At 36.8% G+C, this 23466-nt stretch carries 22 protein-coding genes and 2 riboswitches; of the genes, 19 read left to right on the plus strand and 3 right to left on the minus strand.

Going from position 1 to position 23466, the window contains the following annotated elements:
- Positions 1 to 36: 36 nt before the first annotated feature.
- The 7 genes from C1726_RS24035 (at position 37) to dacB (ending at position 6139) form a co-directional block, all read left to right on the plus strand.
- The gene (locus tag C1726_RS24035) at positions 37 to 2106 is read left to right on the plus strand and encodes a transglycosylase domain-containing protein (protein WP_102275468.1); all 2070 of its coding nucleotides are present in this window, start codon (positions 37 to 39) and stop codon (positions 2104 to 2106) included.
- Positions 2107 to 2289: 183 nt separating this feature from the next.
- Positions 2290 to 2484: a hypothetical protein gene (locus C1726_RS24040; protein ID WP_102275920.1), complete on the plus strand. Its 195-nt coding sequence runs from the start codon at positions 2290 to 2292 to the stop codon at positions 2482 to 2484.
- 301 nt (positions 2485 to 2785) lie between these two features.
- Complete coding sequence (locus C1726_RS24045; protein WP_102275469.1) at positions 2786 to 3223, plus strand: peptidylprolyl isomerase; 438 nt, start codon at positions 2786 to 2788, stop codon at positions 3221 to 3223.
- Positions 3224 to 3317: 94 nt separating this feature from the next.
- Complete coding sequence (locus C1726_RS24050; protein ID WP_102275470.1) at positions 3318 to 3509, plus strand: YbxH family protein; 192 nt, start codon at positions 3318 to 3320, stop codon at positions 3507 to 3509.
- 113 nt (positions 3510 to 3622) lie between these two features.
- Positions 3623 to 4147 carry a mismatch-specific DNA-glycosylase gene (locus C1726_RS24055; RefSeq protein WP_102275471.1) on the plus strand — a complete coding sequence of 175 codons (525 nt, stop codon included), beginning with the start codon at positions 3623 to 3625 and terminating at the stop codon, positions 4145 to 4147.
- A gap of 26 nt (positions 4148 to 4173) precedes the next feature.
- A complete protein-coding gene (locus C1726_RS24060; RefSeq protein ID WP_102275472.1) occupies positions 4174 to 4491 on the plus strand; it encodes an MGMT family protein in 318 nt (105 codons plus the stop codon).
- Between the two features lie 169 nt (positions 4492 to 4660).
- Positions 4661 to 6139, plus strand: coding sequence for a D-alanyl-D-alanine carboxypeptidase/D-alanyl-D-alanine endopeptidase (gene dacB / locus C1726_RS24065; protein WP_102275473.1), 1479 nt, complete (start codon positions 4661 to 4663; stop codon positions 6137 to 6139).
- 145 nt (positions 6140 to 6284) lie between these two features.
- On the opposite strand, the gene C1726_RS24070 is transcribed toward dacB, so the two are convergent.
- A complete protein-coding gene (locus tag C1726_RS24070) occupies positions 6285 to 6815 on the minus strand; it encodes a YceI family protein (RefSeq protein ID WP_102275474.1) in 531 nt (176 codons plus the stop codon).
- A gap of 197 nt (positions 6816 to 7012) precedes the next feature.
- Here C1726_RS24070 and C1726_RS24075 point away from each other — a divergent pair, with 197 nt between their 5' ends.
- Positions 7013 to 9580 carry a helicase-related protein gene (locus C1726_RS24075; RefSeq protein ID WP_102275475.1) on the plus strand — a complete coding sequence of 856 codons (2568 nt, stop codon included), beginning with the start codon at positions 7013 to 7015 and terminating at the stop codon, positions 9578 to 9580.
- A gap of 220 nt (positions 9581 to 9800) precedes the next feature.
- On the opposite strand, the gene C1726_RS24080 is transcribed toward C1726_RS24075, so the two are convergent.
- Positions 9801 to 10934, minus strand: a complete 1134-nt coding sequence (locus C1726_RS24080; protein WP_102275476.1) for a zinc-dependent alcohol dehydrogenase — start codon at positions 10932 to 10934, stop codon at positions 9801 to 9803.
- 165 nt (positions 10935 to 11099) lie between these two features.
- Here C1726_RS24080 and C1726_RS24085 point away from each other — a divergent pair, with 165 nt between their 5' ends.
- The 4 genes from C1726_RS24085 to C1726_RS24100 all read left to right on the plus strand — a co-directional run bounded on the left by C1726_RS24085 (position 11100) and on the right by C1726_RS24100 (position 14756).
- A complete protein-coding gene (locus C1726_RS24085; RefSeq protein WP_102275477.1) occupies positions 11100 to 11750 on the plus strand; it encodes a spore coat protein in 651 nt (216 codons plus the stop codon).
- A 114-nt stretch (positions 11751 to 11864) separates the two neighbouring features.
- Positions 11865 to 13226, plus strand: a complete 1362-nt coding sequence (locus C1726_RS24090) for a DEAD/DEAH box helicase (protein ID WP_102275478.1) — start codon at positions 11865 to 11867, stop codon at positions 13224 to 13226.
- Positions 13227 to 13238: 12 nt separating this feature from the next.
- Positions 13239 to 13817, plus strand: coding sequence for a branched-chain amino acid aminotransferase (locus C1726_RS24095; RefSeq protein ID WP_102275479.1), 579 nt, complete (start codon positions 13239 to 13241; stop codon positions 13815 to 13817).
- A 15-nt stretch (positions 13818 to 13832) separates the two neighbouring features.
- The gene (locus C1726_RS24100) at positions 13833 to 14756 is read left to right on the plus strand and encodes a DUF1002 domain-containing protein (protein WP_102275480.1); all 924 of its coding nucleotides are present in this window, start codon (positions 13833 to 13835) and stop codon (positions 14754 to 14756) included.
- Between the two features lie 23 nt (positions 14757 to 14779).
- Here C1726_RS24100 and C1726_RS24105 read toward each other — a convergent pair whose 3' ends face one another.
- On the minus strand, positions 14780 to 15139 hold the full coding sequence (locus C1726_RS24105) for a hypothetical protein (protein ID WP_102275481.1): 360 nt from the start codon (positions 15137 to 15139) through the stop codon (positions 14780 to 14782).
- A gap of 139 nt (positions 15140 to 15278) precedes the next feature.
- Between C1726_RS24105 and C1726_RS24110 the strand changes: the two genes are divergently transcribed.
- From C1726_RS24110 to tenA, 7 genes are all read left to right on the plus strand, one after another.
- Positions 15279 to 16313 (plus strand): fatty acid desaturase, encoded by a 1035-nt coding sequence (locus tag C1726_RS24110; protein ID WP_102275921.1) that lies wholly within the window; start codon positions 15279 to 15281, stop codon positions 16311 to 16313.
- 63 nt (positions 16314 to 16376) lie between these two features.
- Positions 16377 to 17495 (plus strand): sensor histidine kinase, encoded by a 1119-nt coding sequence (locus tag C1726_RS24115; protein WP_180968292.1) that lies wholly within the window; start codon positions 16377 to 16379, stop codon positions 17493 to 17495.
- 15 nt (positions 17496 to 17510) lie between these two features.
- Positions 17511 to 18110 (plus strand): response regulator transcription factor, encoded by a 600-nt coding sequence (locus C1726_RS24120; protein ID WP_102275482.1) that lies wholly within the window; start codon positions 17511 to 17513, stop codon positions 18108 to 18110.
- 559 nt (positions 18111 to 18669) lie between these two features.
- Positions 18670 to 19788, plus strand: coding sequence for a sensor histidine kinase (locus tag C1726_RS24125; RefSeq protein ID WP_180968292.1), 1119 nt, complete (start codon positions 18670 to 18672; stop codon positions 19786 to 19788).
- A 15-nt stretch (positions 19789 to 19803) separates the two neighbouring features.
- Positions 19804 to 20403: a response regulator transcription factor gene (locus C1726_RS24130; protein ID WP_102275482.1), complete on the plus strand. Its 600-nt coding sequence runs from the start codon at positions 19804 to 19806 to the stop codon at positions 20401 to 20403.
- A gap of 861 nt (positions 20404 to 21264) precedes the next feature.
- Positions 21265 to 22356 (plus strand): branched-chain amino acid aminotransferase, encoded by a 1092-nt coding sequence (locus tag C1726_RS24135; RefSeq protein ID WP_102275483.1) that lies wholly within the window; start codon positions 21265 to 21267, stop codon positions 22354 to 22356.
- Between the two features lie 54 nt (positions 22357 to 22410).
- A riboswitch (TPP riboswitch) is annotated at positions 22411 to 22518 on the plus strand.
- 75 nt (positions 22519 to 22593) lie between these two features.
- Positions 22594 to 22683: riboswitch (TPP riboswitch) on the plus strand.
- Positions 22684 to 22773: 90 nt separating this feature from the next.
- Positions 22774 to 23463, plus strand: coding sequence for a thiaminase II (tenA, locus tag C1726_RS24140; protein WP_102275484.1), 690 nt, complete (start codon positions 22774 to 22776; stop codon positions 23461 to 23463).
- The last annotated feature ends 3 nt before the right edge of the window (positions 23464 to 23466 follow it).

Below are 23466 nucleotides of genomic sequence, written 5' to 3' on the forward strand. Positions count from 1 at the left end.
ATATAACTTTGAAATAGATATAAGTAGGGAGATACGATGAATAGAATTCAGCCAATTTGGGAAGCAATAAGAAGGTTTTGGCGTAACAAGCATATAACAAAGATATTGCTCCTCATATTACTTACACTATTATTATTAACGATTCTCTTTTTTGCATTTATAGCCGCTACTGCAAATGTAGAAACATTAAAGGAAGGATTAAAGCAATCAACTGTCATTTATGATAAAAATGAAGAAATAGCAAGCCATTTAGCAACTAATCGGTCTGAGGGAGTTTCGATTGAAGAATTGCCTGATTATGTAAAAAATGCGATTGTTGCAATTGAGGATGAACGTTTTTATGAGCATAATGGATTCGATATCAAAGGGATTGCACGTGCCTTTTTTAAAAATCTGTTTGCGGGGAGAATAACTGGCGGCGGAAGCACCATTACTCAGCAGCTAACAAAGAATGCTTTGCTCTCATCTGAAAAAACGTATAAACGTAAGATCGAAGAACTGTTTTTAGCTGTTGAAATAGAGAAAAACTATAAAAAAGACGAAATATTGCAGATGTATATGAACCAAGTATATTTTGGCAGTGGAGCTTGGGGAATTGATCAAGCTTCTAATAAATATTTTAACAAAAGTGCTAAAGATCTAACGATAAGTGAATCTGCATTGCTTGCAGGTTTATTGCAATCACCATCTGGCAGGGATCCATTTAAGCATTATGATCGTGCGATCGAGCGAAGAGATGTCGTTTTAGGAAAAATGAAAGAACACAAAATGATTACTGACAGTGATTATGAGAAGGCAATTTCTGAAAAGATTGCATTAGAGGAAGGGCATGGCAGCTTTATTGAAAGAAAGTATCCATATTATGTTGATGCTGTCCTGGACGAAGCCATTAATCAATACGGACTTACACAAGAAGAAATTTTCACAAGAGGGTATCGGATCTATACAGAAATGGATCAGGACCTTCAATCAAATCTTGAAAAAATATATGAAAGGGATTCACTTTTTCCAAGAGGAAAAGGCGGTGTCCTCGTTCAAAGCGGTGCCGTATTATTAGATCCCCAGTCAGGCGGAGTAAGAGGACTTGTTGGCGGCAGAGGGGATTATGTTTTCCGCGGTTTTAACCGTGCAACCCATATTAAAGCCCAGCCAGGTTCAACGATGAAGCCTCTTGCTGTGTACACACCAGCATTAGAGGAAGGATATCAAGCTGCATCCATCTTAAAGGATGAGCCAAAGAGCTTTGGTGACTACAGGCCTGAAAACTCGTCGAAACAATATGGGGGGGATGTTCCGATGTATAAAGCTGTTGAAGATTCTTTAAACATCCCAGCTGTATGGCTGCTTGATCAAATTGGTCTGGATAAAGGACTTGATGCGTTAAAACGTTTTGGCATTCCGCTTGAAGAAGAAGATGAATATTTAGGAATTGCCTTAGGAGGAATGCATAAAGGGATCTCCCCAATGAAACTCGCAGAGGCATATTCAACATTCCCAAATGAAGGGAAGCGGCATGATGCCCATCTTATAACGAAAATCGTCGGACCGACTGGCAATGTCATTGCTGAAAGAAAGAAAAAAACTGTTAAAGTTACATCAAAAACTGTGTCTAAGCAAATGACCTCCATGCTTTTAAATGTGGTTGAGTCAGGAACTGGAGAAGCAACAAAAATGAATGGCGTTCAAATTGCCGGAAAGACAGGAACAACCCAGCTGCCATACAATGAAATAAACGGTACAAAGGATCAGTGGTTTGTCGGGTACACACCGAATATCGTCGGAGCGGTATGGCTAGGCTATGATCAAACAGATCGAGACCATTATTTATCAAGCAGTACAACGAAAACAGTCGTCCCTTTATTTAGAGAAATTATCGAGCAATCGCTTCCGTATATCGAAAACGAAGAGTTTTCAACAAAATCTGTGAATGAGAAACTAGCTCAGCAGGAAGAACAAAAGGAAGTCCAGCAAACGATTAAGGATTCTGCAGAAAAAATTAAAGAAGAGCTGCCAAAATGGAAGGAAAAGCTAATGGATGTAGTCGATGAACTCGACCAGTTTGGTGACTTTCTTAAAGATAAATGGAAAAATACATTTAATAATTAATTAAAAGGAGAATTAGCTGTCCGCAAAAAAGGACACTATTCTCCTTTTATTTTAAAATAAAGTGGTATAATGGCAAATATCATGCTAGCAATATGATAGCATTCGCTATTTGTTTGCTAGCAAATTGCAAGCGTAAAGATAGTGTATTAATTGATTACTTATTCTGGAGGGTTTTTAGGTATGATGAATGAAGATAAACGAATTCAATTAAATGTCCGGATTGCAAATGAAACATCAAAAAAGCTTGATGAAATTGTCGAATACTATCAGCATAATACGAAGCTCGGCAGAATTTACAAAGGTGATGTGCTGACAGACATTATTGAGAAATCTTATGAAGTAATGAAAAAACAGCAGAATGCAAATAAGAAATTCTAAATTCAAATATTTATTGTCACCATTAGCATATTGTCAAAGTAATTAGAATTCGGTACTATTTTAATAAGGATGGTGATATAATGCGAACAAGAACTAGTAGAGAACCAAAGAATTTAGATAATCTTAAATTCGGATTAACAACCATATTTTTGCATATATCATTTTATAGTTTAATCGTATTTATTTTAATTTTTTTTATGGAGCTATTAAGTTAATACAATTTCTGATGCAATTACTTTTAATTGAAGGGTAAATAATGTTATTATTAAGGCTGATTCTTAATAGTAGGAGATGATTATTCATGGCAAAAAAAGGATACATATTAATGCAAGGCGGAGAAAAAATTGAATTTGAATTATACCCGGATGCAGCTCCAGGGACAGTAGCCAATTTTGAAAAGCTAGCTAATGAGGGCTTCTATAATGGTCTTACTTTTCATCGCGTAATTCCTGGTTTTGTTAGCCAAGGAGGCTGTCCGCAGGGGACAGGCACAGGTGGACCAGGCTACACAATTAATTGTGAAACTGAAGGCAATCCGCATAAGCATGAGGTAGGTTCATTATCAATGGCGCATGCTGGAAGAAATACAGGCGGAAGTCAATTCTTTATTGTGCATGAGCCACAGCCACATTTGAATGGTGTTCACACAGTATTTGGGAAAGTTACTTCTGGAATGGATACTGTAAAAGCTATGACTAATGGAGATGTAATGGAGAAGGTCGAAGTTACAGAAGCTTAATTGTAATTGAAGGAGCCATTTTTTTGGCTCTTTTTCTATTTTTATGAGTTTTTCAATGAAAAAATCTCATACTAATGAAAAAGGAGTCGTTTTTATGGGAGCTATTGAAAGAAGTGGGTATCGTTTTGAGCCAGAGTATAGTGTTGTAAGTAAAAATGGTGCCATTCATGTTACAAAGAATGGAAAGTTTATTGAAGATGTTCATTTTGAGTTTTCCGGTGAGTTTCCTGAACATAATCAAATTGAAGAGCTAGTCAATCATTATTGTTTTAAGCATGAAATCTAAATGATAAAACCTTATAGAGCCTTTAATAGGTTCTTTTTCATTAATTGACTAGACAGGTAGTTGCTTTTTTTGTATTCTCCATATAAGAAAATGAAAAGAAAGGGTGTCTTTTTTTGAATCCCATTAAGGATCATTTAAAGGAAAACCTTGATCTATTATTTGTTGGTTTTAATCCGAGTATTCGATCTGCAGAATCTGGTCATCATTTTGCCAATCCAAATAATCGTTTTTGGAAGATTCTCCATGAATCAGGACTAACACCGGAGAAATTTGATGCAAAAGATGATTATAAGCTAGTAAATCTTGGCTATGGATTAACAAATATAGTTTCTAGACCTACAAAAGCGGCAGAGGAAATAACAAAAGAAGAGTATCAAGTAGGCAGAGAAGAGTTGAAAATGAAAATCAGTCATTTTAAACCGAAAATTGTTTGTTACGTAGGAAAAGGTGTCTACCAAGAATTCAGCCAAAAAAAATCACTGCCATGGGGAAAACAGGAGAAATCAGTCATTCCAGGTATTATTGATTTTGTTGCACCATCATCAAGCGGGTTAGTGCGTATGAAAATGAATGATGTACTAGCTATTTATGGGAAAATCCCTCAGATTTTAAGTGAATTGAAAAATATAAAGAACTAAAAGAACTGGGAAGAGGAGCCAGACAATTGGAGACTTTTACAGAAAAGGCAGTAGCAATTATTAAAAACATTCCAGCAGGAAGGGTAATGACTTATGGGCAGATTTCTAAACTAGCAGGCAGCCCAAGAGGAGCCCGACAGGTAGTTAGAATTTTGCATTCTATGAGCAAAAAACACCAATTACCGTGGCATCGAGTTGTTAATATAAAAGGAGAAATCGGATTAAAGGACGACGAACATTTTTCCATTCAAAAACTTTCTCTAGAAAGAGAGGGAGTGGAGTTTTTTAGTAGTGGAAGAATAGACCTATCAAGATTTCAATTTTTTCCTGAACAAGAGGAATAAAGCAATGTTTATAACCTGAAATGTACGTTATTTAAAGTACATTTCAGGTTATTTTACTTCCTAGCTTTCTATATACTATTATAGAAGTTACGTATTTCCTGAAGTTATTTTTACAATCCAAGCAGCTATACCGAGATAGCTGCTGATTTCATTTAAAGGGCTGGTTTATTTGAGAAAAACGCTTATTCTTGCTATTAGTATCATTACCATTCTAACTATTAGCTCTCTTATCCATTCGAAGCGATCTCCTGTACAAGCAACCAAGGACATTTTGGGGCTGGAACAGAAGCTCAATATGCTCGTTGAAGACGAACCTGAATTAAAAGGCGCTTTGGCCGGCATTAGTGTCCGAAATGCGGCAACTGGTGACATTCTTTATTCACGAATGGGAGACACCCGGTTTAAACCAGCTTCAAATCTGAAGCTATTTACAGCAGCTGCAGCTTTATCTGTATTAGGCCCAGATTACACTTTTACAACAGAAATACTAACAGATGGACAGGTGAAAAATAAAATACTTAACGGGAATTTGTATATAAAAGGAAAGGGAGACCCTACTTTATTAATTTCGGATTTTGATCAAATGGCAAAGGATATAAAAGCCCTAGGTATTAATAAAATTAATGGAGATCTCCTAGGAGATGACACTTGGTATGATAATGTTCGATATTCAAGAGATATGAATTGGAGTGATGAAACTTATTATTATGGTGCGCAAATTTCAGCATTAACAGCCTCTCCAGACGAGGATTATGATGCGGGAACAGTGATTGTTGAAGTAAATCCTGGTGATGATATTAGAAAGAGACCTTCCATTGTTCTACAGCCTGCAACTGATTATGTTGAAATAATAAATCATGCTATTACAGTAGAATCAGGTGAAGAGAAGAACATTACTATCGAGCGTTTGCATGGAACGAATACAATTATCGTTGAGGGAACAATTCCGAAGAACGCGAAAACCACGAAAGAATGGGTTGCTGTCTGGGAGCCTACACATTTTGTACTTGAATTATTAAAACAATCATTGGAAAAGTATGGAATCTCTTTTGACGGAAGCATGAGGACAGCCTCAGTACCAATGAATGCTCAAATGCTGAAAGGATATCCATCCCAGCCATTAGCTGAATTGCTGCTTTCTTTTATGAAATTAAGCAATAATGTCCATGGAGAAATATTAGTTAAGGAAATGGGAAGAGTAGTTAAAGGAGAAGGAAGCTGGGAAAAAGGGCTGGAGGCAGTTGAATCAGAAATTTCAAAATTTGGAGTTCGGACAAATACAATTGAATTAAGAGATGGTTCAGGCATCTCACACATAAATCTAATTCCTCCAAATGAAATAACCAGCCTTCTCTTCGCAGTCCAAAATGAATCATGGTTTAATCAGTTTCTACATTCACTTCCGGTTAGCGGAGCACCTAATAGGATGATCGGGGGAACTCTAAGAAATAGAATGCTAAATTCACCGGCGCAATTGCAGGTAAGAGCAAAAACAGGATCCATTGCTTCAGTTAGTTCACTATCAGGTTATGTGGATACAAAGAGCGGGGAAAGGCTCATTTTTTCAATCATCCTAAACAATTTATTGAATGATGCAAAGGGGAAAATGATTGAGGATAAAATAGCTTTAGTTTTAGCAGAATCATAATTTTTGGAATTACAGTAAACAAATAATGGGGTTTTTGATGCTATGCAATTATTTGGAGCCTGATTTTCATATATTTTTATTTTTGAAATTTGATAATCAAAAAAAGCGGCTCATACATAGTGAGCCGTTTTTTTGTATTTATTAATTAAGCTTTTGCTGCCTGAACGTCTAAACTAATTTTCACTTTATCTCCAACTAAAACGCCGCCTGTTTCAAGAGCAGAGTTCCATGTTAAGCCATAATCGCTGCGCTTAACAGCACCTTCAACTGTAAATCCTGCTTTTTCATTTCCCCATGGATCTTTTCCTGATCCTTCATAAGTCACAGTAAACGTTTCTGATTTTGTCACACCATGCAGAGTCAAATCTCCAGTTAAATCATACTCATTATCGCCATTGCTTACAATTTTCGTTGCCTTGAAAGTCATGGATGGATGATTTTCCACATCAAAGAAATCAGCTGAACGAAGATGGTTATCACGATCTTCATTACGAGTATCGATGCTTGCTAGATCAACAGAAAATTCAATGTTTGCTGAAGTTAGATCTGCTGGATTCGCCTCGATCACCGCATCAAATTTATTGAAAGTTCCTTTAACATTTGCAATCATCATATGTTTGATTGAAAAATCAACGCTGCTGTGTACTGGATCAATTGCCCATTTAGTGTTTGTCATTTTATTTCGCCTCCATATTATTTGGATTCATTTAATTTGAATTCGAGATAATTTAATTCTAGATAAATTATATGAAAGGTATAAGCCCTTTGTCAATAAATTATTTAACTTTTTTATAAAAATCTATAACATTCATGTTTCTGAGCGCCTAGTGTTACAATAAGGAGTAATACTAGCGATCGAAGGAGATTTAAAGAATGACGCATCTTGAGCTGACTTACCGTAATGCCATTGAACAGACAAAAAATAAAATTAAGGAGGACATGAATAAATATCTAGGCAACAAGGAATTTATGCCTACATTTAAGGACTATCTTGCTGATAGAGGACAGTATCTGGAGCAAATTTGGACAAATGTCTGGCTAAATAAGGCAACAAACAATATACCGAAGCAGGAAAAAATCACATTTTTGCTGGAAAAGGGGTTTGAAACAGACAATGTAAGCCGAAAGATTATTAATCATCTTTTTCGAACGGAAATAAGGACATACAAACCTTTTGATACATTCAAATGGGTAAATGAAAAGTTCAATGACCAAACTGAACTGTGGTCTCATCAATATAAAAAGGCCCGTACTAATTTTCTCCAAAAGGAGGAAGAAGACAGGCTGCGTATAGAAATGGTAAAACTTCAGGATAACATAGAACAATCAATAGAAAAGATAATTGATGCGAATGAAGAGACATTATATTTATATATCAGGCATTTTACTGCAAAACAGTTGGCAGCTGATTTAAAAAACAGACGAAGATTTGCTCCTGTTGATACTTTTGCCTTGGAAGAAAAGTTAGTTGAAATTGGCGGGTTTGAAGAAACTTCTTTTTCAGCCATATCGGATTTCTTTCACGAGCTAACTGGTGAAATTCACAAATCCCGATACCAAGGACGAAATTATTTTGAATACGAAACGTATTATGATCGATACGAAAGAATGTATGCAGAAAATTTGGCAGCTATTCTCCCAAAATTGGTGGTAGATCAGCTTCCTGATTATATTGCAAATGAGTATAAAAATACCTTTTCCGGAACAATTACAGCATCGATGATTGAAAATGTACTCGAATATGCGTACCAACCGTTAGCAAGTGAGTTGATCGAGATCGTTCAGGATGAATATATATATGACTTGCTTAAGCTTTCAGCCATCCCTTTTGATTTAAGTGAACATAAGAAGATATATGAAGATGCATTAGACAATAGGGAACGGAAGAGGAAAGAAGAGCAAGAAGAAATGGCACGTAAAGAGGAAGAAAAGAAACGGATTCTAGATGATATATTTGGTCAAGAATATCGACCTGCTGTGGAACGAAATATTCGTTATACCTTGCACATTGGGGAAACAAATACAGGGAAGACACACCAAGCATTAGAAAATATGAAAACTGCTGATAGCGGTTTGTATTTGGCGCCACTTCGGCTATTAGCACTCGAGGTATACGATAAGCTGAACGGAGAAGGAACTCCTTGCTCATTAAAAACGGGAGAGGAAGAAAAGCTCGTTTCCGGAGCAAATCATATTTCCTGTACCGTTGAAATGTTCCATGAAAAAGAATTCTATGATTGTATTGTTATTGATGAAGCACAGATGTTAAATGACAAAGATCGGGGTTTCTCATGGTATAAAGCCATCACGAAAGCTAATGCAAAGGAAGTACATATTATTGGCAGCTGGAGCGCAAAAGAAATGATTCTCCAGCTGCTTGGAGATGCGGACATCGAAATATATGAATATCATCGTGACATTCCGCTTGAGGTTGAAAAGAAAGAATTTAAGATTAGTCAAGTAAAAAAAGGGGATGCACTTATTTGTTTTTCGAGAAAACGCGTCCTTGAAACAGCCTCAAGACTTGAAAATTCTAAGCATTCTGTCAGCATGATTTATGGAAGCATGCCTCCTGAGACAAGGAAAAAACAAGTCCAGCGTTTTATACAAGGGGAAACATCAGTGATTGTTTCTACTGATGCCATTGGGATGGGCTTAAACCTTCCCATTCGCCGAATTGTGTTCCTTGAGAATGAAAAGTTCGATGGCACTAGGAGGCGGCTGCTCACATCACAGGAAGTGAAGCAAATCGCTGGAAGAGCTGGGCGAAAGGGTATTTATAATGTCGGAAAAGTCGCTTTTGTTTCAGATATTCGAACGATGAAAAGGCTGCTTGATTCTGAGGATAAGCCCGTTCAAACCTTTTCAGTCGCACCGACAAATGCTATTTTTGAACGATTTCAGAAATATTACCGTGACCTGGGAACTTTTTTTGAGCTTTGGGAGCAGTTTGAAAGTCCGAATGGAACAAAGAAAGCAACTTTATCTGAAGAAAGAGATCTTTATGAACGGGTCCGTGGAACAGAAATCGAAGCTAGACTGTCAATAACGGATCTTTATGGATTTTTGCATCTCCCTTTTTCTAAAAAAGAACATGATTTGATCTGGCAATGGGAACAAACGATGAATGCGATCTTAAATAAATCCGAAATTCCTGAACCAAGGATTAAAAAAAGAAATCTCGAGGAATTAGAGCTTACTTACAAAGCAATTGGACTCCATCTTCTATTTTTATACCGATTGGATCAACGAACTGAAGCACTTTACTGGGAACGGCTGAGGGAGGAAATTAGCGACCATGTGCATGAAAGATTGAAAACAGATGTGAAAAATATGGCAAAGAAATGCCGGCGATGTGGAAAAAAACTCCCATGGGAGCATGAATTCCAAATTTGTGATGAATGCCATATGAACCAATCTAGAAAAAGAGTCTGGGAATAACATAATGACTTATAAATCAGCAACGGCAGCCAATCTGAAATCCATTGTCTGCTGTTGCTGATAAAATTTTTATTAAGATAGGTCCTCAATCAGCCCTCTTGGCTACCAAAGTCAATAGACCTTCACTAAATCAGTCCTCAATCAGAGGTAGTGGTTACCGAAACTGCCAATTATTTTAGAAGAATGCACTCATTCACTAACTCCAAAGTAAAAACACCACTCAAGGTTTCAATACGACCTTAATACAATCGTCCTCATGGTCATTAAAGATCTGGTACCCATGACTTGCTTGATCAAGAGGGAGCTTATGAGTGATAATATCTGTTGGATCAAACTCTTTATTCTTAATCATCTCATAAAGCTTCGGCATAAATGGGATCACAGGTGCTTGTCCCATTTTTAAGGTAATATTTCTAGTAAAGAATGCCCCTAACGGAAATAAGTTATAGTTCCCCCCGTAAACACCAGTCATTTGAACTGTACCCGCTTTTTTTACTGCTTTTGTTGCAATTTGAATCGGTCCAAGGGTACCACCTTGCAGCTTTAATTTTTGTTCAAGGAATTCAAGCGGAGATTTTTTCCCATCCATTCCAACACAATCAATAACTACGTCTGCACCGCCATGGGTAATTTCTTTTAAATGCTCACCCATATCAGGATACTTCGTAAATTCATATACCTCTACATGATTCATCTTTTTTGCATGATTCATACGATAGTCTAAATAATCTACTGCAATCACACGTTCAGCCCCTTGCAGCCAAGCAAATTTTTGTGCCATAAGGCCAACAGGACCACATCCAAGAACAATGACAGTATCACCTTTTTTAACGCCGGCATGGATAACACTCCAGTATGCTGTCGGAAGCACATCAGACAAAAATAATAATGATTCATCTTCTAATTCACATGATTCTGGAATGACAAATGGCGTGAAATTTCCAAAAGGCACTCTTAAATACTCGGCCTGCCCTCCAGGATAGTTTCCGTATTTTTCCGAATAGCCAAAATAACCTCCTGAATCATAGTGCGGATTTGAATTGTCACATTGGCTAGTTAAATCCTGTTTACAATACGCACAATGACCACAAGCAACATTAAACGGGATTACAACCCGATCACCTTTTTTTACCTTTGTTACTTCTGGTCCAACTTCTTCGACAATTCCCATTGGTTCATGACCGATAACATAACCAGTAGGCAAGGGCATATTTCCTTGATATAAATGTAAATCAGACCCGCAAATAGCAGTTGAAGAAATTTTTACGATAACATCATCATTTTTCTCAATTGCCGGATCCAATACATTGTCAATTAATACATTTTTCGGTCCATGGTAAGTTACGGCTTTCATTTTACCAACACTCCAGTCAAATATTATAACTATCTTCTAAATAGTATTCTCCTGAGAAACCCGCTTACTCCAAAAAAGATTGAAATTACCTTAATTTAGTTTAATGAATAATAACTGAGTTCGGTCGCAAAATAACAATGATTTTTTATTATGAGGAGGAGACCTATGCAATTCCAAAACCAGCAAGGCCAAGGTCAGATGCATCAAAATATGCATACAGGTATGGTTAATCAGCAATTAAATCATGGCGGGCATGAAGTATTTGATGTTCATGAAGTCTTATCAGGGACAATTGGAACATTAGATTTGTATACATTGCTGCGACCTCATGTAAAAGACCCAGAGCTGTTAAATATACTCGATCGACAAACGCAATATATGAAAACGGAGTACAACACTACAGTGGATTGCTTTAAAACAGGACAAGACCCTGCTATACGAATGCAGCCCTACAATATGACGCAAGGAAATGATTTCGTATACGGATTAAAGCCCTCCCAGCCGAAAAAACCATTACAATCTGCTTCAGAGCTTACTGATGAATGCATTTCCAGCTATATGCTTGGCTCGCTAAAAGCTGGTGCAGGCTCTAAAGCAATGGCAGCATTAGAGATAACAAATCCTGTCGTACGCAGAGTTTTTGCTGACTCCATTCCAAACTGCATTGAAATGGCTTATGAACTAGCTGTATATCAAAATAAACATCATTATTATCAAGTACCACAGCTTGCTGAACAGGATATGGAGCAATTAGTCAATTCCTTTGCCCCTGCTCCAATGAATGGGCAAATGCAAAATCCCACTACCGCTCACTAAAAGTTTAGGCGATCCCAAACCATGGGGTCGCCTTTGTTCTTAAGAAAAAATTTGCTATTTTAAAGGAAAACAAGCAAAATAATAAAATAGGAATTATGGAAAGTAGGGGTTTTTTTGCCTGATTTTTTATCATTAGGGATTTCAGCAAGTGTTTTACATGCATTACAGAAAGGAAGTATTGTTAAACCAACTCCCATTCAAGAAAAGGCGATTCCTGCTATTTTGAATGGAAGAGACCTTATAGCACAATCTCAAACAGGGACAGGTAAAACACTTGCGTTTGTTTTGCCTATTTTAGAAAAACTAGATCGTGAAGCCGACCATATACAATCTTTAATTGTCACACCTACCCGTGAACTTGCTTTACAAATTACTGACGAAATTGAAAAGCTTATTAAACATAGAGATGAAATAAACGTCTTAGCCGTTTATGGCGGGCAGGATGTAGAAAAACAGTTAAAAAAATTAAAGAAAAATATTCACATTGTTGTTGGAACACCTGGGCGTTTATTAGACCATATTAGAAGAGGAACCATTCAATTGGATAGGGTTTCCTTTCTTGTCTTAGATGAAGCTGATCAAATGCTTCATATCGGCTTTTTAGATGAAGTGGAAGAGATTATTAGTCAAACACCGAGATCAAGGCAAACATTATTGTTTTCAGCTACCATTCCAGATGAAATCAAAAGCTTAGCAAGGAAGCATATGGTAGAACCTGAATATCTCCAAATGGAAAAAACGCAGGGACCAGCAGTAAATGTGAAACAAATTGCTATTCATACGATTGATCGGGCAAAACAGGCGACACTTATTCATTTAATAGAAACCCATCGTCCATTCCTTGCCGTCATTTTTTGCCGGACAAAACGCAGGGTTTCAAAGTTGTATGAGGTGCTTAAAGGGAATGGATTTTCTTGTGGCGAATTGCATGGCGATCTTTCACAAGCAAAGAGAGAACAAGTTATGAAACAGTTTCGCGAGGCAGAACTTCAACTGCTTATTGCAACAGATGTCGCTGCAAGAGGCCTTGATATTGATGGCGTTACGCATGTGATCAATTATGATATCCCTCAGGATGCTGAAAGCTATGTACATAGAATTGGACGAACTGGAAGAGCAGGAATGAAGGGACTTGCGATTACTTTCTATTCTTCTGCCGATCGACCGGCACTTGATCTGATTGAAAAAGAACTTCATATAACGATACAAAAGCAACCGACAGGAAAAATAGAGAAAAAACAAGAAAAGGATAAAAATAAAGGTAAACCTACAACAAGAGCTAACCGAAATCATTCTATAGCAGAGAAATCAGATCGGTCCAGAAAATCAAATGGGCTGCAAAAAAATAATGGCAAACAAAAAGAGGAACGTAAACCGGTAAGAAAACAGAGAGCCACTACTGTTTCCAAAGGTTTGAAGAGCCCTTCAAAGGGAAAAGGAAGATCAAGTAGAAGCAAAAATAGAAGAACACGATAAAGAGGTGTAATTATGCTAAATACAAAAATAACAAATTATTTTTCTGATGAAAAAACAAAAGCATTTAAAGAAGAAATCGAATATGCAAGGAAGCATGAGCTTATCGATGAAACAAGAACAATAATCGAAATAGATCCCGTTGCGCGTTTCAATGATGCGTATATTGAACGGAGCGATAAAGAAACAGAAGAGTTTCTCGGAGAAGAGTCTGCAAGCTTTTTAAATCAGCCTATTCATTATTTTAAAAAGAATCTTAATGAATTTATTTATATTGAATCAGCCTATTTTCCAATGATACATGCTGAATCAATCTGTCTTGAAGTAGATGATATCTTTCGTACATATGAAGTCATGCTTGGTTTAAAGCTTCAAAAAAAATATGAAAAAGAAATCAAAGCCTACTTGGAACAGGAATTAATTGGTAAAATAAAAGTAAGTTTACTATTTAACCAGACTGATGGATTATGGGATTTCAACTTCGCATTGAATAATGTAAAAGGATTCAATGAAGACTTAACTATCGGTGAAGTCCTTGTTCTTGTTTACCGTTTCCTTTTCAAATTGGCTGAAACGGTTGAGGAAAATAAATAAGAGGAGTTGTATAATATGTTCAAAAATACCAGGAAATGGATTGTAATAGCTTTATTATTCCTTCTGACAATGGCAATTTCAACAAGTGCACTTGCCTCCAATGGAGATAATAAAAATGACGAAGATAGTATTGACGAAAAGTTCGGTCTGCCAGTTGTTGTATATGGCTCAGCCTTAACACCTGCACAAAAGGAAGAGGTCCGCAAATTATTAGGTGTAAAAGATCCAAAAATGGTGAAGGAACTAACAGTCAGTGGAGAAGATTTAGAACGCTATATAAAAGGAAACAAACATTCTAATATGTATTCGTCTGCCAAAATTACACTGAAGGATTCTGGCTCTGGTCTCTATATTAATCAAGTGACACCAGAAAACATCACAGAAGTTTCAGATGAGATGTATGCAAATGCCCTTTTAACTGCAGGCATTCAAGATGCGGTCGTTGATGTGGCTTCACCCGTAAAAGTAAGCGGTCATTCAGCTCTTGTCGGAATCTATAAAGCATATGACGAGGGCGAAGGAACTGAATTAAATACAGAACATACAGAAGTAGCCAATGAAGAATTAAGCCTAGCATCTAAATTAGCACAGCAGGAAGGGCTGGATAAAGACAAAATTTCTGAACTTTTAACGGAAATTAAGAAAGAAATTGCTGCACAAAACCCTGCAACAAAAGAGGATATAGAACAGATAATCAATGAGCAATTAAAGACCCTGGAAATCAAATTAAGTCCTGACGATCGCCAGCTGCTTATTGATCTATTTGAAAAAATGCGCAATCTAAATATAAACTTTGACAATGTAAAATCACAGCTTGAAGATTTATCAAAAGAAATACAGACTCGACTTGAAGAAGCAGTCGGCGATAAGGGCTTCCTTCAGGCGATTGGGGATTTCTTTAAAAATTTAATTGAAGGAATTAAGAGTCTATTTTCTTAAAAGCAGGGCAACCCCTGCTTTTTTTATTTTTCAAAAACTGGGAATTTTATAGGCGTAAGTAAGGAATACTTATCCCGATAAGAACGATAGGCAACGATCTGCTCATCTCGTGCTTGTACATCCACTTGTAATATCGATGAATGTTTCATTTCTAAATAATAATGAAACCCATCCAATACTATTTCGTAAAAAGTAAACTGTAAACCTAAATAGTCCTTTTTTATCACTTTGCTTTCAGGGTGATTCTTAATAAAATCTGCTATTTCTTTTACCGAGGCTGCATTAGCACCAGTAAGGCTATAGAATCTTTCTTTCATTTTTGCATTTGCTTGATTGTACGTTACCTTTGCTTTATGAAGCATACTATCTACTAGGTTTTTCATAATAAAACTCCTCGCTTCTTCGTAATAATCCTTTTTAAAACATGACACTTATCATGTGGTGTGCATGACACGTGTGTCTTCAAATTCAAACTTATCTTCTATAGTATTATCATTAAAACGGCGGAAGGATACAATGATTATGACCAAACAAAAACAAATTCATTTAAAGAAGCAAATGGCCCCGTATGAAAAAGCGAATACGAAAGAAAGTGTTTGGCAGCTGATTAACACCATTTTACCTTTTATCGGTCTTTGGTTTTTGGCATATAAGAGCTTATCCGTATCCTATATTTTGACACTTATTATTTCTGTATTAGCCGCGGGCTTTTTAGTAAGGATATTCATTATTTTTCATGATTGCTGCCACCATTCTTTTTTTAAAAACCGGACGGCAAACAAAATTATTGGGACGATTACTGGGATCATCACCATTTTCCCTTATAGCCAATGGCAGCATGACCATTCTGTTCACCATGCAACTAGCAGCAATTTAGATAAGCGTGGGGTAGGCGATATTTGGATGCTTACTGTTGATGAATACATGGCAGCATCTTTCTGGCAAAAAATTTCCTATCGTTTGTACAGAAATCCAATTATTATGTTTGGACTTGGTCCCATATATGTCTTCCTTATTAAGAATCGGTTTAACAGAAAAGGTGCTCGTACGAAAGAGCGAATGAATACGTACTTGACGAATGTTTCAATTGTTGCCTTATATGGTCTCTTATGCTGGGGAATTGGCTGGGAAGCATTTCTCCTCGTTCAATCACCAATTTTCTTAATTTCTGGCGCTGCGGGAATCTGGCTTTTTTACGTACAGCATACATTTGAAGATTCCTATTTCGAGGAAGATGCGGAATGGGAATATGTAAAAGCAGCTGTTGAAGGAAGCTCATTCTATAAACTCCCAAAACCATTGCAATGGATTACAGGGAATATTGGCTATCACCATGTTCATCATTTAAGTCCGAGAGTGCCAAACTATAAGCTGGAAGAGGCACATAATAATACGGAACCGCTAAAAAATGTTCCAACTATCACTCTAAGTACAAGCTTGCAATCCCTTAAATTTCACCTTTGGGATGAAAAAGAAAAGAAATTTGTCGCATATAAAGAAATCACAAATTATCTCCAAAATACGAAAAAAAGCGAGATGGCTTCTAGGTTAAAGTAGTACAATATGGGTGGGGCCACTTAGTGGACTTCACCTATTTTTGTGAAATAAAGAGGGAATTGTATGATAAAAAAATATTTTACAACATTAAAAAGCTCGGGCATATCTCCATATATTTGGAGTGTATTTGCCATTTTGCCGTTTTATTTCATTTTTCAATCTTCTTCAACAATTGAAGTCATTATTGGTATTTTACTGACAATTATCTTCTTTATTTCTTATCGAATGGCTTTTCTTTCGAAAAAATGGCCTGTATATTTGTGGACAGGTATCCTCATCGCCATCTCCACCGCCATGACGATTATTTTTCAATTTGTCTATTTTGCATTCTATATCGCTTACTATAATGGGAATATCAGAAACAGAATTGCCTTCTTAACGCTTTATATTATCCATCTTGTGTTTACAATCGCTTCTATTAATTATAATTTAGTCCTAGGGAAACCATTGTTTTTGAAGCAGTTGCCGTTTGTTATTATTATTGGGATAAGTGTCATCCTTCTCCCATTTAATCTTTATAATAAAAAGAAGCAAGAGAAACTGGAAGAACAGCTAGAGGTTGCAAATCAGCGAATTGCTGAGCTTGTGAAGCAAGAGGAACGCCAGCGAATTGCAAGAGATCTTCATGATACATTAGGGCAAAAACTCTCATTAATTGGCTTAAAAAGTGACCTCGCTAGAAGACTTGTATATAAAGACCCTGAATCATCGCGAAGTGAAATGAAGGATGTGCAGCAAACAGCAAGAACAGCTTTAAACGAAGTTCGTACAATGGTCTCGCAAATGCGAGGAATACGTTTGGAAGAAGAAATTATTCGTGTCAAACAAATCCTTCAAGCAGCTGAAATCTCACTCATTGTAGAAAATGATTTGAATCGCTTAAATATATCCATATTTCTTGAAAACCTTCTAAGTATGTGTTTGAAAGAAGCAGTTACAAATGTTGTTAAACATAGCAAGGCATCTACCTGCCAAATTGAATTTGAGCAAACAGCAAATGAAGTATGTATTATCATCAAGGATGATGGGATCGGAATTCCCGATCAATATTACTTTTCTAAAGGCAGTGGCCTGCTTGGAATTAAAGAAAGGCTAGAATTTGTTAACGGCAGCTTAGATGTAAGATCGAATGAAGGCACAACAATTACAATGAAAGTACCTAGTGTCGTAAAACAAACCTAAAAAGGAGGAGTGAATATGATTAGAATCGTTATTGCTGAGGATCAGCGGATGATGCTAGGTGCATTAGGATCCTTGCTCAACCTAGAAGAAGATATGGAAGTCGTCGGAAAAGCAAACAATGGAAAGGAGGCAGTCACTCTTGTTAAGCAGCATCGACCAGAAATTTGTATCATGGATATTGAAATGCCTGAGAAAAGCGGACTTGAGGCTGCTGAAGAGTTAAAGGGATTCGGCTGCAAAGTCATTATTTTAACAACCTTTGCACGATCCGGGTATTTTCAAAGGGCTCTCCAAGCAGGAGTGAGCGGATATTTACTGAAAGATAGCCCGAGTGAAGAATTAGCTAGCTCCATTCGAATGGTCATGACTGGCAGACGAATCTATGCACCCGAACTAATGGATGATGTGTATAGTGAAGAAAATCCGCTTACCGAACGGGAGAAAGCGGTCCTTGAGCTAGTTGCAGATGGAAAAAACACAAAAGAAATTGCCGACGAGCTTAAAATTAAAACCGGAACGGTCAGAAATTATATTTCACAAATACTAGATAAGCTTGAGGTTAAGAACCGTATAGAAGCAATCACACAGTCGAAGGAAAAAGGATGGTTTAAGTGAACCATCCTTTTTTTATTAGTAAAAATGGGTAATTGAGCATTTTTTTTATTTAGCAAGCATAAACAAATATTTGTTTTTACCATTTTTTGATATTTTTTTTGCGGTAAGAATACTTCATGGCTACCAAATTTTTGTTTTATTAAAAAAACGGGCTCCTTGACTGCTTCATGGCTACCAAATTATTGGCTTCTATTAAAATTGGGCTCCATGACCGCTTCATGGCTACCAATTTTTTGTTATCTTATAAAAACGGGCTTCATGACCGCTTCATGGCTACCAATTTTTTGTTTTCAAATAAAATCGGGCTTCATGACCGCTTCATGGCTACCAATTTTTTGTTTTCAAATAAAATCGGGCTCCATGACCACTTCATGGCTACCAATTTTTTGTTATCTTATAAAATTGGGCTCCATGACCGCTCCATGGNGCATATAAAGAAATCACAAATTATCTCCAAAATACGAAAAAAAGCGAGATGGCTTCTAGGTTAAAGTAGTACAATATGGGTGGGGCCACTTAGTGGACTTCACCTATTTTTGTGAAATAAAGAGGGAATTGTATGATAAAAAAATATTTTACAACATTAAAAAGCTCGGGCATATCTCCATATATTTGGAGTGTATTTGCCATTTTGCCGTTTTATTTCATTTTTCAATCTTCTTCAACAATTGAAGTCATTATTGGTATTTTACTGACAATTATCTTCTTTATTTCTTATCGAATGGCTTTTCTTTCGAAAAAATGGCCTGTATATTTGTGGACAGGTATCCTCATCGCCATCTCCACCGCCATGACGATTATTTTTCAATTTGTCTATTTTGCATTCTATATCGCTTACTATAATGGGAATATCAGAAACAGAATTGCCTTCTTAACGCTTTATATTATCCATCTTGTGTTTACAATCGCTTCTATTAATTATAATTTAGTCCTAGGGAAACCATTGTTTTTGAAGCAGTTGCCGTTTGTTATTATTATTGGGATAAGTGTCATCCTTCTCCCATTTAATCTTTATAATAAAAAGAAGCAAGAGAAACTGGAAGAACAGCTAGAGGTTGCAAATCAGCGAATTGCTGAGCTTGTGAAGCAAGAGGAACGCCAGCGAATTGCAAGAGATCTTCATGATACATTAGGGCAAAAACTCTCATTAATTGGCTTAAAAAGTGACCTCGCTAGAAGACTTGTATATAAAGACCCTGAATCATCGCGAAGTGAAATGAAGGATGTGCAGCAAACAGCAAGAACAGCTTTAAACGAAGTTCGTACAATGGTCTCGCAAATGCGAGGAATACGTTTGGAAGAAGAAATTATTCGTGTCAAACAAATCCTTCAAGCAGCTGAAATCTCACTCATTGTAGAAAATGATTTGAATCGCTTAAATATATCCATATTTCTTGAAAACCTTCTAAGTATGTGTTTGAAAGAAGCAGTTACAAATGTTGTTAAACATAGCAAGGCATCTACCTGCCAAATTGAATTTGAGCAAACAGCAAATGAAGTATGTATTATCATCAAGGATGATGGGATCGGAATTCCCGATCAATATTACTTTTCTAAAGGCAGTGGCCTGCTTGGAATTAAAGAAAGGCTAGAATTTGTTAACGGCAGCTTAGATGTAAGATCGAATGAAGGCACAACAATTACAATGAAAGTACCTAGTGTCGTAAAACAAACCTAAAAAGGAGGAGTGAATATGATTAGAATCGTTATTGCTGAGGATCAGCGGATGATGCTAGGTGCATTAGGATCCTTGCTCAACCTAGAAGAAGATATGGAAGTCGTCGGAAAAGCAAACAATGGAAAGGAGGCAGTCACTCTTGTTAAGCAGCATCGACCAGAAATTTGTATCATGGATATTGAAATGCCTGAGAAAAGCGGACTTGAGGCTGCTGAAGAGTTAAAGGGATTCGGCTGCAAAGTCATTATTTTAACAACCTTTGCACGATCCGGGTATTTTCAAAGGGCTCTCCAAGCAGGAGTGAGCGGATATTTACTGAAAGATAGCCCGAGTGAAGAATTAGCTAGCTCCATTCGAATGGTCATGACTGGCAGACGAATCTATGCACCCGAACTAATGGATGATGTGTATAGTGAAGAAAATCCGCTTACCGAACGGGAGAAAGCGGTCCTTGAGCTAGTTGCAGATGGAAAAAACACAAAAGAAATTGCCGACGAGCTTAAAATTAAAACCGGAACGGTCAGAAATTATATTTCACAAATACTAGATAAGCTTGAGGTTAAGAACCGTATAGAAGCAATCACACAGTCGAAGGAAAAAGGATGGTTTAAGTGAACCATCCTTTTTTTATTAGTAAAAATGGGTAATTGAGCATTTTTTTTATTTAGCAAGCATAAACAAATATTTGTTTTTACCATTTTTTGATATTTTTTTTGCGGTAAGAATACTTCATGGCTACCAAATTTTTGTTTTATTAAAAAAACGGGCTCCTTGACTGCTTCATGGCTACCAAATTATTGGCTTCTATTAAAATTGGGCTCCATGACCGCTTCATGGCTACCAATTTTTTGTTATCTTATAAAAACGGGCTTCATGACCGCTTCATGGCTACCAATTTTTTGTTTTCAAATAAAATCGGGCTTCATGACCGCTTCATGGCTACCAATTTTTTGTTTTCAAATAAAATCGGGCTCCATGACCACTTCATGGCTACCAATTTTTTGTTATCTTATAAAATTGGGCTCCATGACCGCTCCATGGCTACCAATTTTTTGTTTTCAAATAAAATCGGGCTCCATGACCGCTTCATGGCTACCAATTTTTTGTTTTCAAATAAAATCGGGCTTCATAAACGATCCATAGATAGCACATTCAACGTTTTAAAAAACAGGCGACATCAGTTCTTTTTAGCTAATAATTTGCTGTTTGAGTTTGGTCTTAAGTATTAAAATCCCTGCGTAGACGAGTAGCACATCCACTATTTTCAAACAAAGTTGCAGGCGGATACACATAATTAATTATTTTTCGAATTTTTTAATAAAATTACTCGACAAAGTATATGAATTGGAGGATAATTGTAAAAATAAATATTTCACTTTTATTAAGTACCGCTTAAAAGAGTTGATAAAACTTCAAAGCTTTTGAGCAAAGAAATCATGAGAATTACATATTAAAAAGACAGGGAGAAGAAGTAGGATGAGAGACTATCAAATGGAATTCAACTTAACCGCAGCGAGAAAACAAAAACCGGCATTTGACCAGCTTCAGTTTGGAAGACATTTTACAGATCATATGTTTGTGATGGATTATTCTACGGAAAAAGGCTGGTATGATCCACGAATTATTCCTTATCAACCTGTCACTTTAGAACCATCGGCAATGATATTTCATTATGGGCAAACAGTGTTTGAAGGGTTAAAGGCGTATCTCTCAAAAGAAGGGCAAGTTTTATTATTTAGACCAAAGAAAAATATGGAAAGATTGAATCGTTCAAATGCGAGACTATGCATGCCTCCTATTGATGAAGAGTTTGCATTATATGGATTAAAACAGTTGCTTACAATTGAAAAAGATTGGATCCCTTCATATGAGGGCACCTCTCTATATATACGCCCGTTTATCATCTCAACAGAGCCATTCTTAGGTGTAGCACCATCAAACAGCTATCGATTTATGATCATTTTATCCCCTGTTGGGGCTTATTATAAAGAAGGCATTAATCCTGTGAAAATTTCCGTTGAACAAGAATTTGTTCGCGCCGTTCAAGGCGGTACCGGAAATGCTAAAACAGCTGGCAACTACGCTGGCAGTTTAAAGGCACAAGAAGTAGCAGGCAATGCTGGATATTCCCAAGTCTTATGGCTAGATGGGAAAGAAAAGAAATATATCGAAGAAGTCGGGAGCATGAATGTTTTCTTCAAAATAAATGGGGAAGTTGTTACACCTATTTTGAATGGAAGCATCTTAGACGGCGTCACTCGTGATTCAATTATCAAGCTTATCAAATATTGGAATATCCCTTTCTCCGAACGGAAAATCTCCATGGAGGAAATCTATCAAGCACATAAAGACGGGATTTTAGAAGAGGCATTTGGAACAGGAACTGCTGCTGTCATCTCACCAATTGGAGAATTCTTCTGGCGAGATGAACAACTAGAAATTAATGATGGAGAAACAGGAGTTCTTGCTAAGAAATTATATGATACGTTAACAGGTATTCAATACGGAACACATGAAGACCCATTTGGCTGGCGTGTAGAAGTATTAGAAGAAGCTTTAAATATTTAATCATTTTGCTTGCAATATTCAAAATACATGTTATGCTATGAATTGAATTCAAATAAGAAACACTAGGGGTGTCTTGTTAAAAGACTGAGATTGAACGGCCGTTCTAAACCCTTTGAACCTGATCTAGTTCACACTGGCGTAGGGAAGTGGTAAATGGTTGAACATGTATGAAATCATCAACCCCCACTCTATGTCATTAAGAGTGGGGGTTTTTATTTTAAAATAATAATTAAATACTATTTCTACTAGGGGCGCCTTATGGCTGAGAAGTAACCCTTTGAACCTGATCTAGATCATACTAGCGTAGGGAAGTAGGTAAAATGATTACGGCTATTTGTGCCTAATGATTTAACCGCTTTCCGCATGTGGGAAGCGGTTTTATTTTTGCTTCAATTGATAATCCAAGGAGGATATAAAATGGAGAATGTAAAAACCAAAAAATTTACTGAAAGACTGTTTGAAAATGTTCAGCCGATTTGGGAGAAGAATCACAATCATCCCTTTGTCCAAGAGCTAGGGAAAGGCATGTTGGATGAAGAGAAGTTCATTCATTATATGAAACAGGACTATGTATATTTAATCGATTACGCGAAGTTGTTTGCAGCGGGTGTATTAAAAGCGCATGATCTACATACGATGGGGAAATTCGCTCAAATTCTTCATGAAACTTTGAACTTTGAAATGGAGCTACATCGTCAATTTGCTGCTGAATTCGGTATTTCACGTGAGGAGCTGGCAGCAGCAAAGCCAACACCAGTAAATCTTGCGTATACACGCTATATGTTAAACGTTGCTCAAAATGGCAGTTTAGCTGAAGTCGTTGCCTGCCTCTTGCCATGTGCATGGGATTATTGGGAGATCGGCAAATTGCTTAGAAATCAATATGGAGATCAAATTGAGACAAATCGATATGGAAAATGGATTGAAACATATGATTCAGAAACCTTTGCAGCAGGTGCCAAATGGCTTATCCATCTGATGGATGAATTAGCGGAAGGAAAACCAGAACGAGAGCTTGCAATCCTTGAGGAGCATTTCCAAATGACTTCTAAATACGAATATTTATTCTGGGAAATGAACTATTACAAACAAGATTGGCCTATATGAAGG

It is taken from the genome of Cytobacillus massiliigabonensis, assembly GCF_900199725.1.
Taxonomy (GTDB): domain Bacteria; phylum Bacillota; class Bacilli; order Bacillales; family Cytobacillaceae; genus Cytobacillus; species Cytobacillus massiliigabonensis.

Excerpts from the sequence above, each read along its gene's own strand:
- tenA (WP_102275484.1), top strand. The coding sequence starts at position 22,774 with ATGGAGAATGTAAAAACCAAAAAATTTACTGAAAGACTGTTTGAAAAT.
- C1726_RS24070 (WP_102275474.1), bottom strand. The coding sequence starts at position 6,815 with ATGACAAACACTAAATGGGCAATTGATCCAGTACACAGCAGCGTTGAT.
- C1726_RS24115 (WP_180968292.1), top strand. The coding sequence starts at position 16,377 with ATGATAAAAAAATATTTTACAACATTAAAAAGCTCGGGCATATCTCCA.
- C1726_RS24100 (WP_102275480.1), top strand. The coding sequence starts at position 13,833 with ATGTTCAAAAATACCAGGAAATGGATTGTAATAGCTTTATTATTCCTT.
- C1726_RS24135 (WP_102275483.1), top strand. The coding sequence starts at position 21,265 with ATGAGAGACTATCAAATGGAATTCAACTTAACCGCAGCGAGAAAACAA.
- C1726_RS24050 (WP_102275470.1), top strand. The coding sequence starts at position 3,318 with ATGGGAGCTATTGAAAGAAGTGGGTATCGTTTTGAGCCAGAGTATAGT.
- C1726_RS24095 (WP_102275479.1), top strand. The coding sequence starts at position 13,239 with ATGCTAAATACAAAAATAACAAATTATTTTTCTGATGAAAAAACAAAA.
- C1726_RS24045 (WP_102275469.1), top strand. The coding sequence starts at position 2,786 with ATGGCAAAAAAAGGATACATATTAATGCAAGGCGGAGAAAAAATTGAA.
- C1726_RS24080 (WP_102275476.1), bottom strand. The coding sequence starts at position 10,934 with ATGAAAGCCGTAACTTACCATGGACCGAAAAATGTATTAATTGACAAT.
- C1726_RS24040 (WP_102275920.1), top strand. The coding sequence starts at position 2,290 with ATGAATGAAGATAAACGAATTCAATTAAATGTCCGGATTGCAAATGAA.
- C1726_RS24075 (WP_102275475.1), top strand. The coding sequence starts at position 7,013 with ATGACGCATCTTGAGCTGACTTACCGTAATGCCATTGAACAGACAAAA.
- C1726_RS24125 (WP_180968292.1), top strand. The coding sequence starts at position 18,670 with ATGATAAAAAAATATTTTACAACATTAAAAAGCTCGGGCATATCTCCA.
- C1726_RS24110 (WP_102275921.1), top strand. The coding sequence starts at position 15,279 with ATGACCAAACAAAAACAAATTCATTTAAAGAAGCAAATGGCCCCGTAT.
- C1726_RS24120 (WP_102275482.1), top strand. The coding sequence starts at position 17,511 with ATGATTAGAATCGTTATTGCTGAGGATCAGCGGATGATGCTAGGTGCA.
- C1726_RS24105 (WP_102275481.1), bottom strand. The coding sequence starts at position 15,139 with ATGAAAAACCTAGTAGATAGTATGCTTCATAAAGCAAAGGTAACGTAC.
- C1726_RS24085 (WP_102275477.1), top strand. The coding sequence starts at position 11,100 with ATGCAATTCCAAAACCAGCAAGGCCAAGGTCAGATGCATCAAAATATG.
- C1726_RS24130 (WP_102275482.1), top strand. The coding sequence starts at position 19,804 with ATGATTAGAATCGTTATTGCTGAGGATCAGCGGATGATGCTAGGTGCA.
- C1726_RS24035 (WP_102275468.1), top strand. The coding sequence starts at position 37 with ATGAATAGAATTCAGCCAATTTGGGAAGCAATAAGAAGGTTTTGGCGT.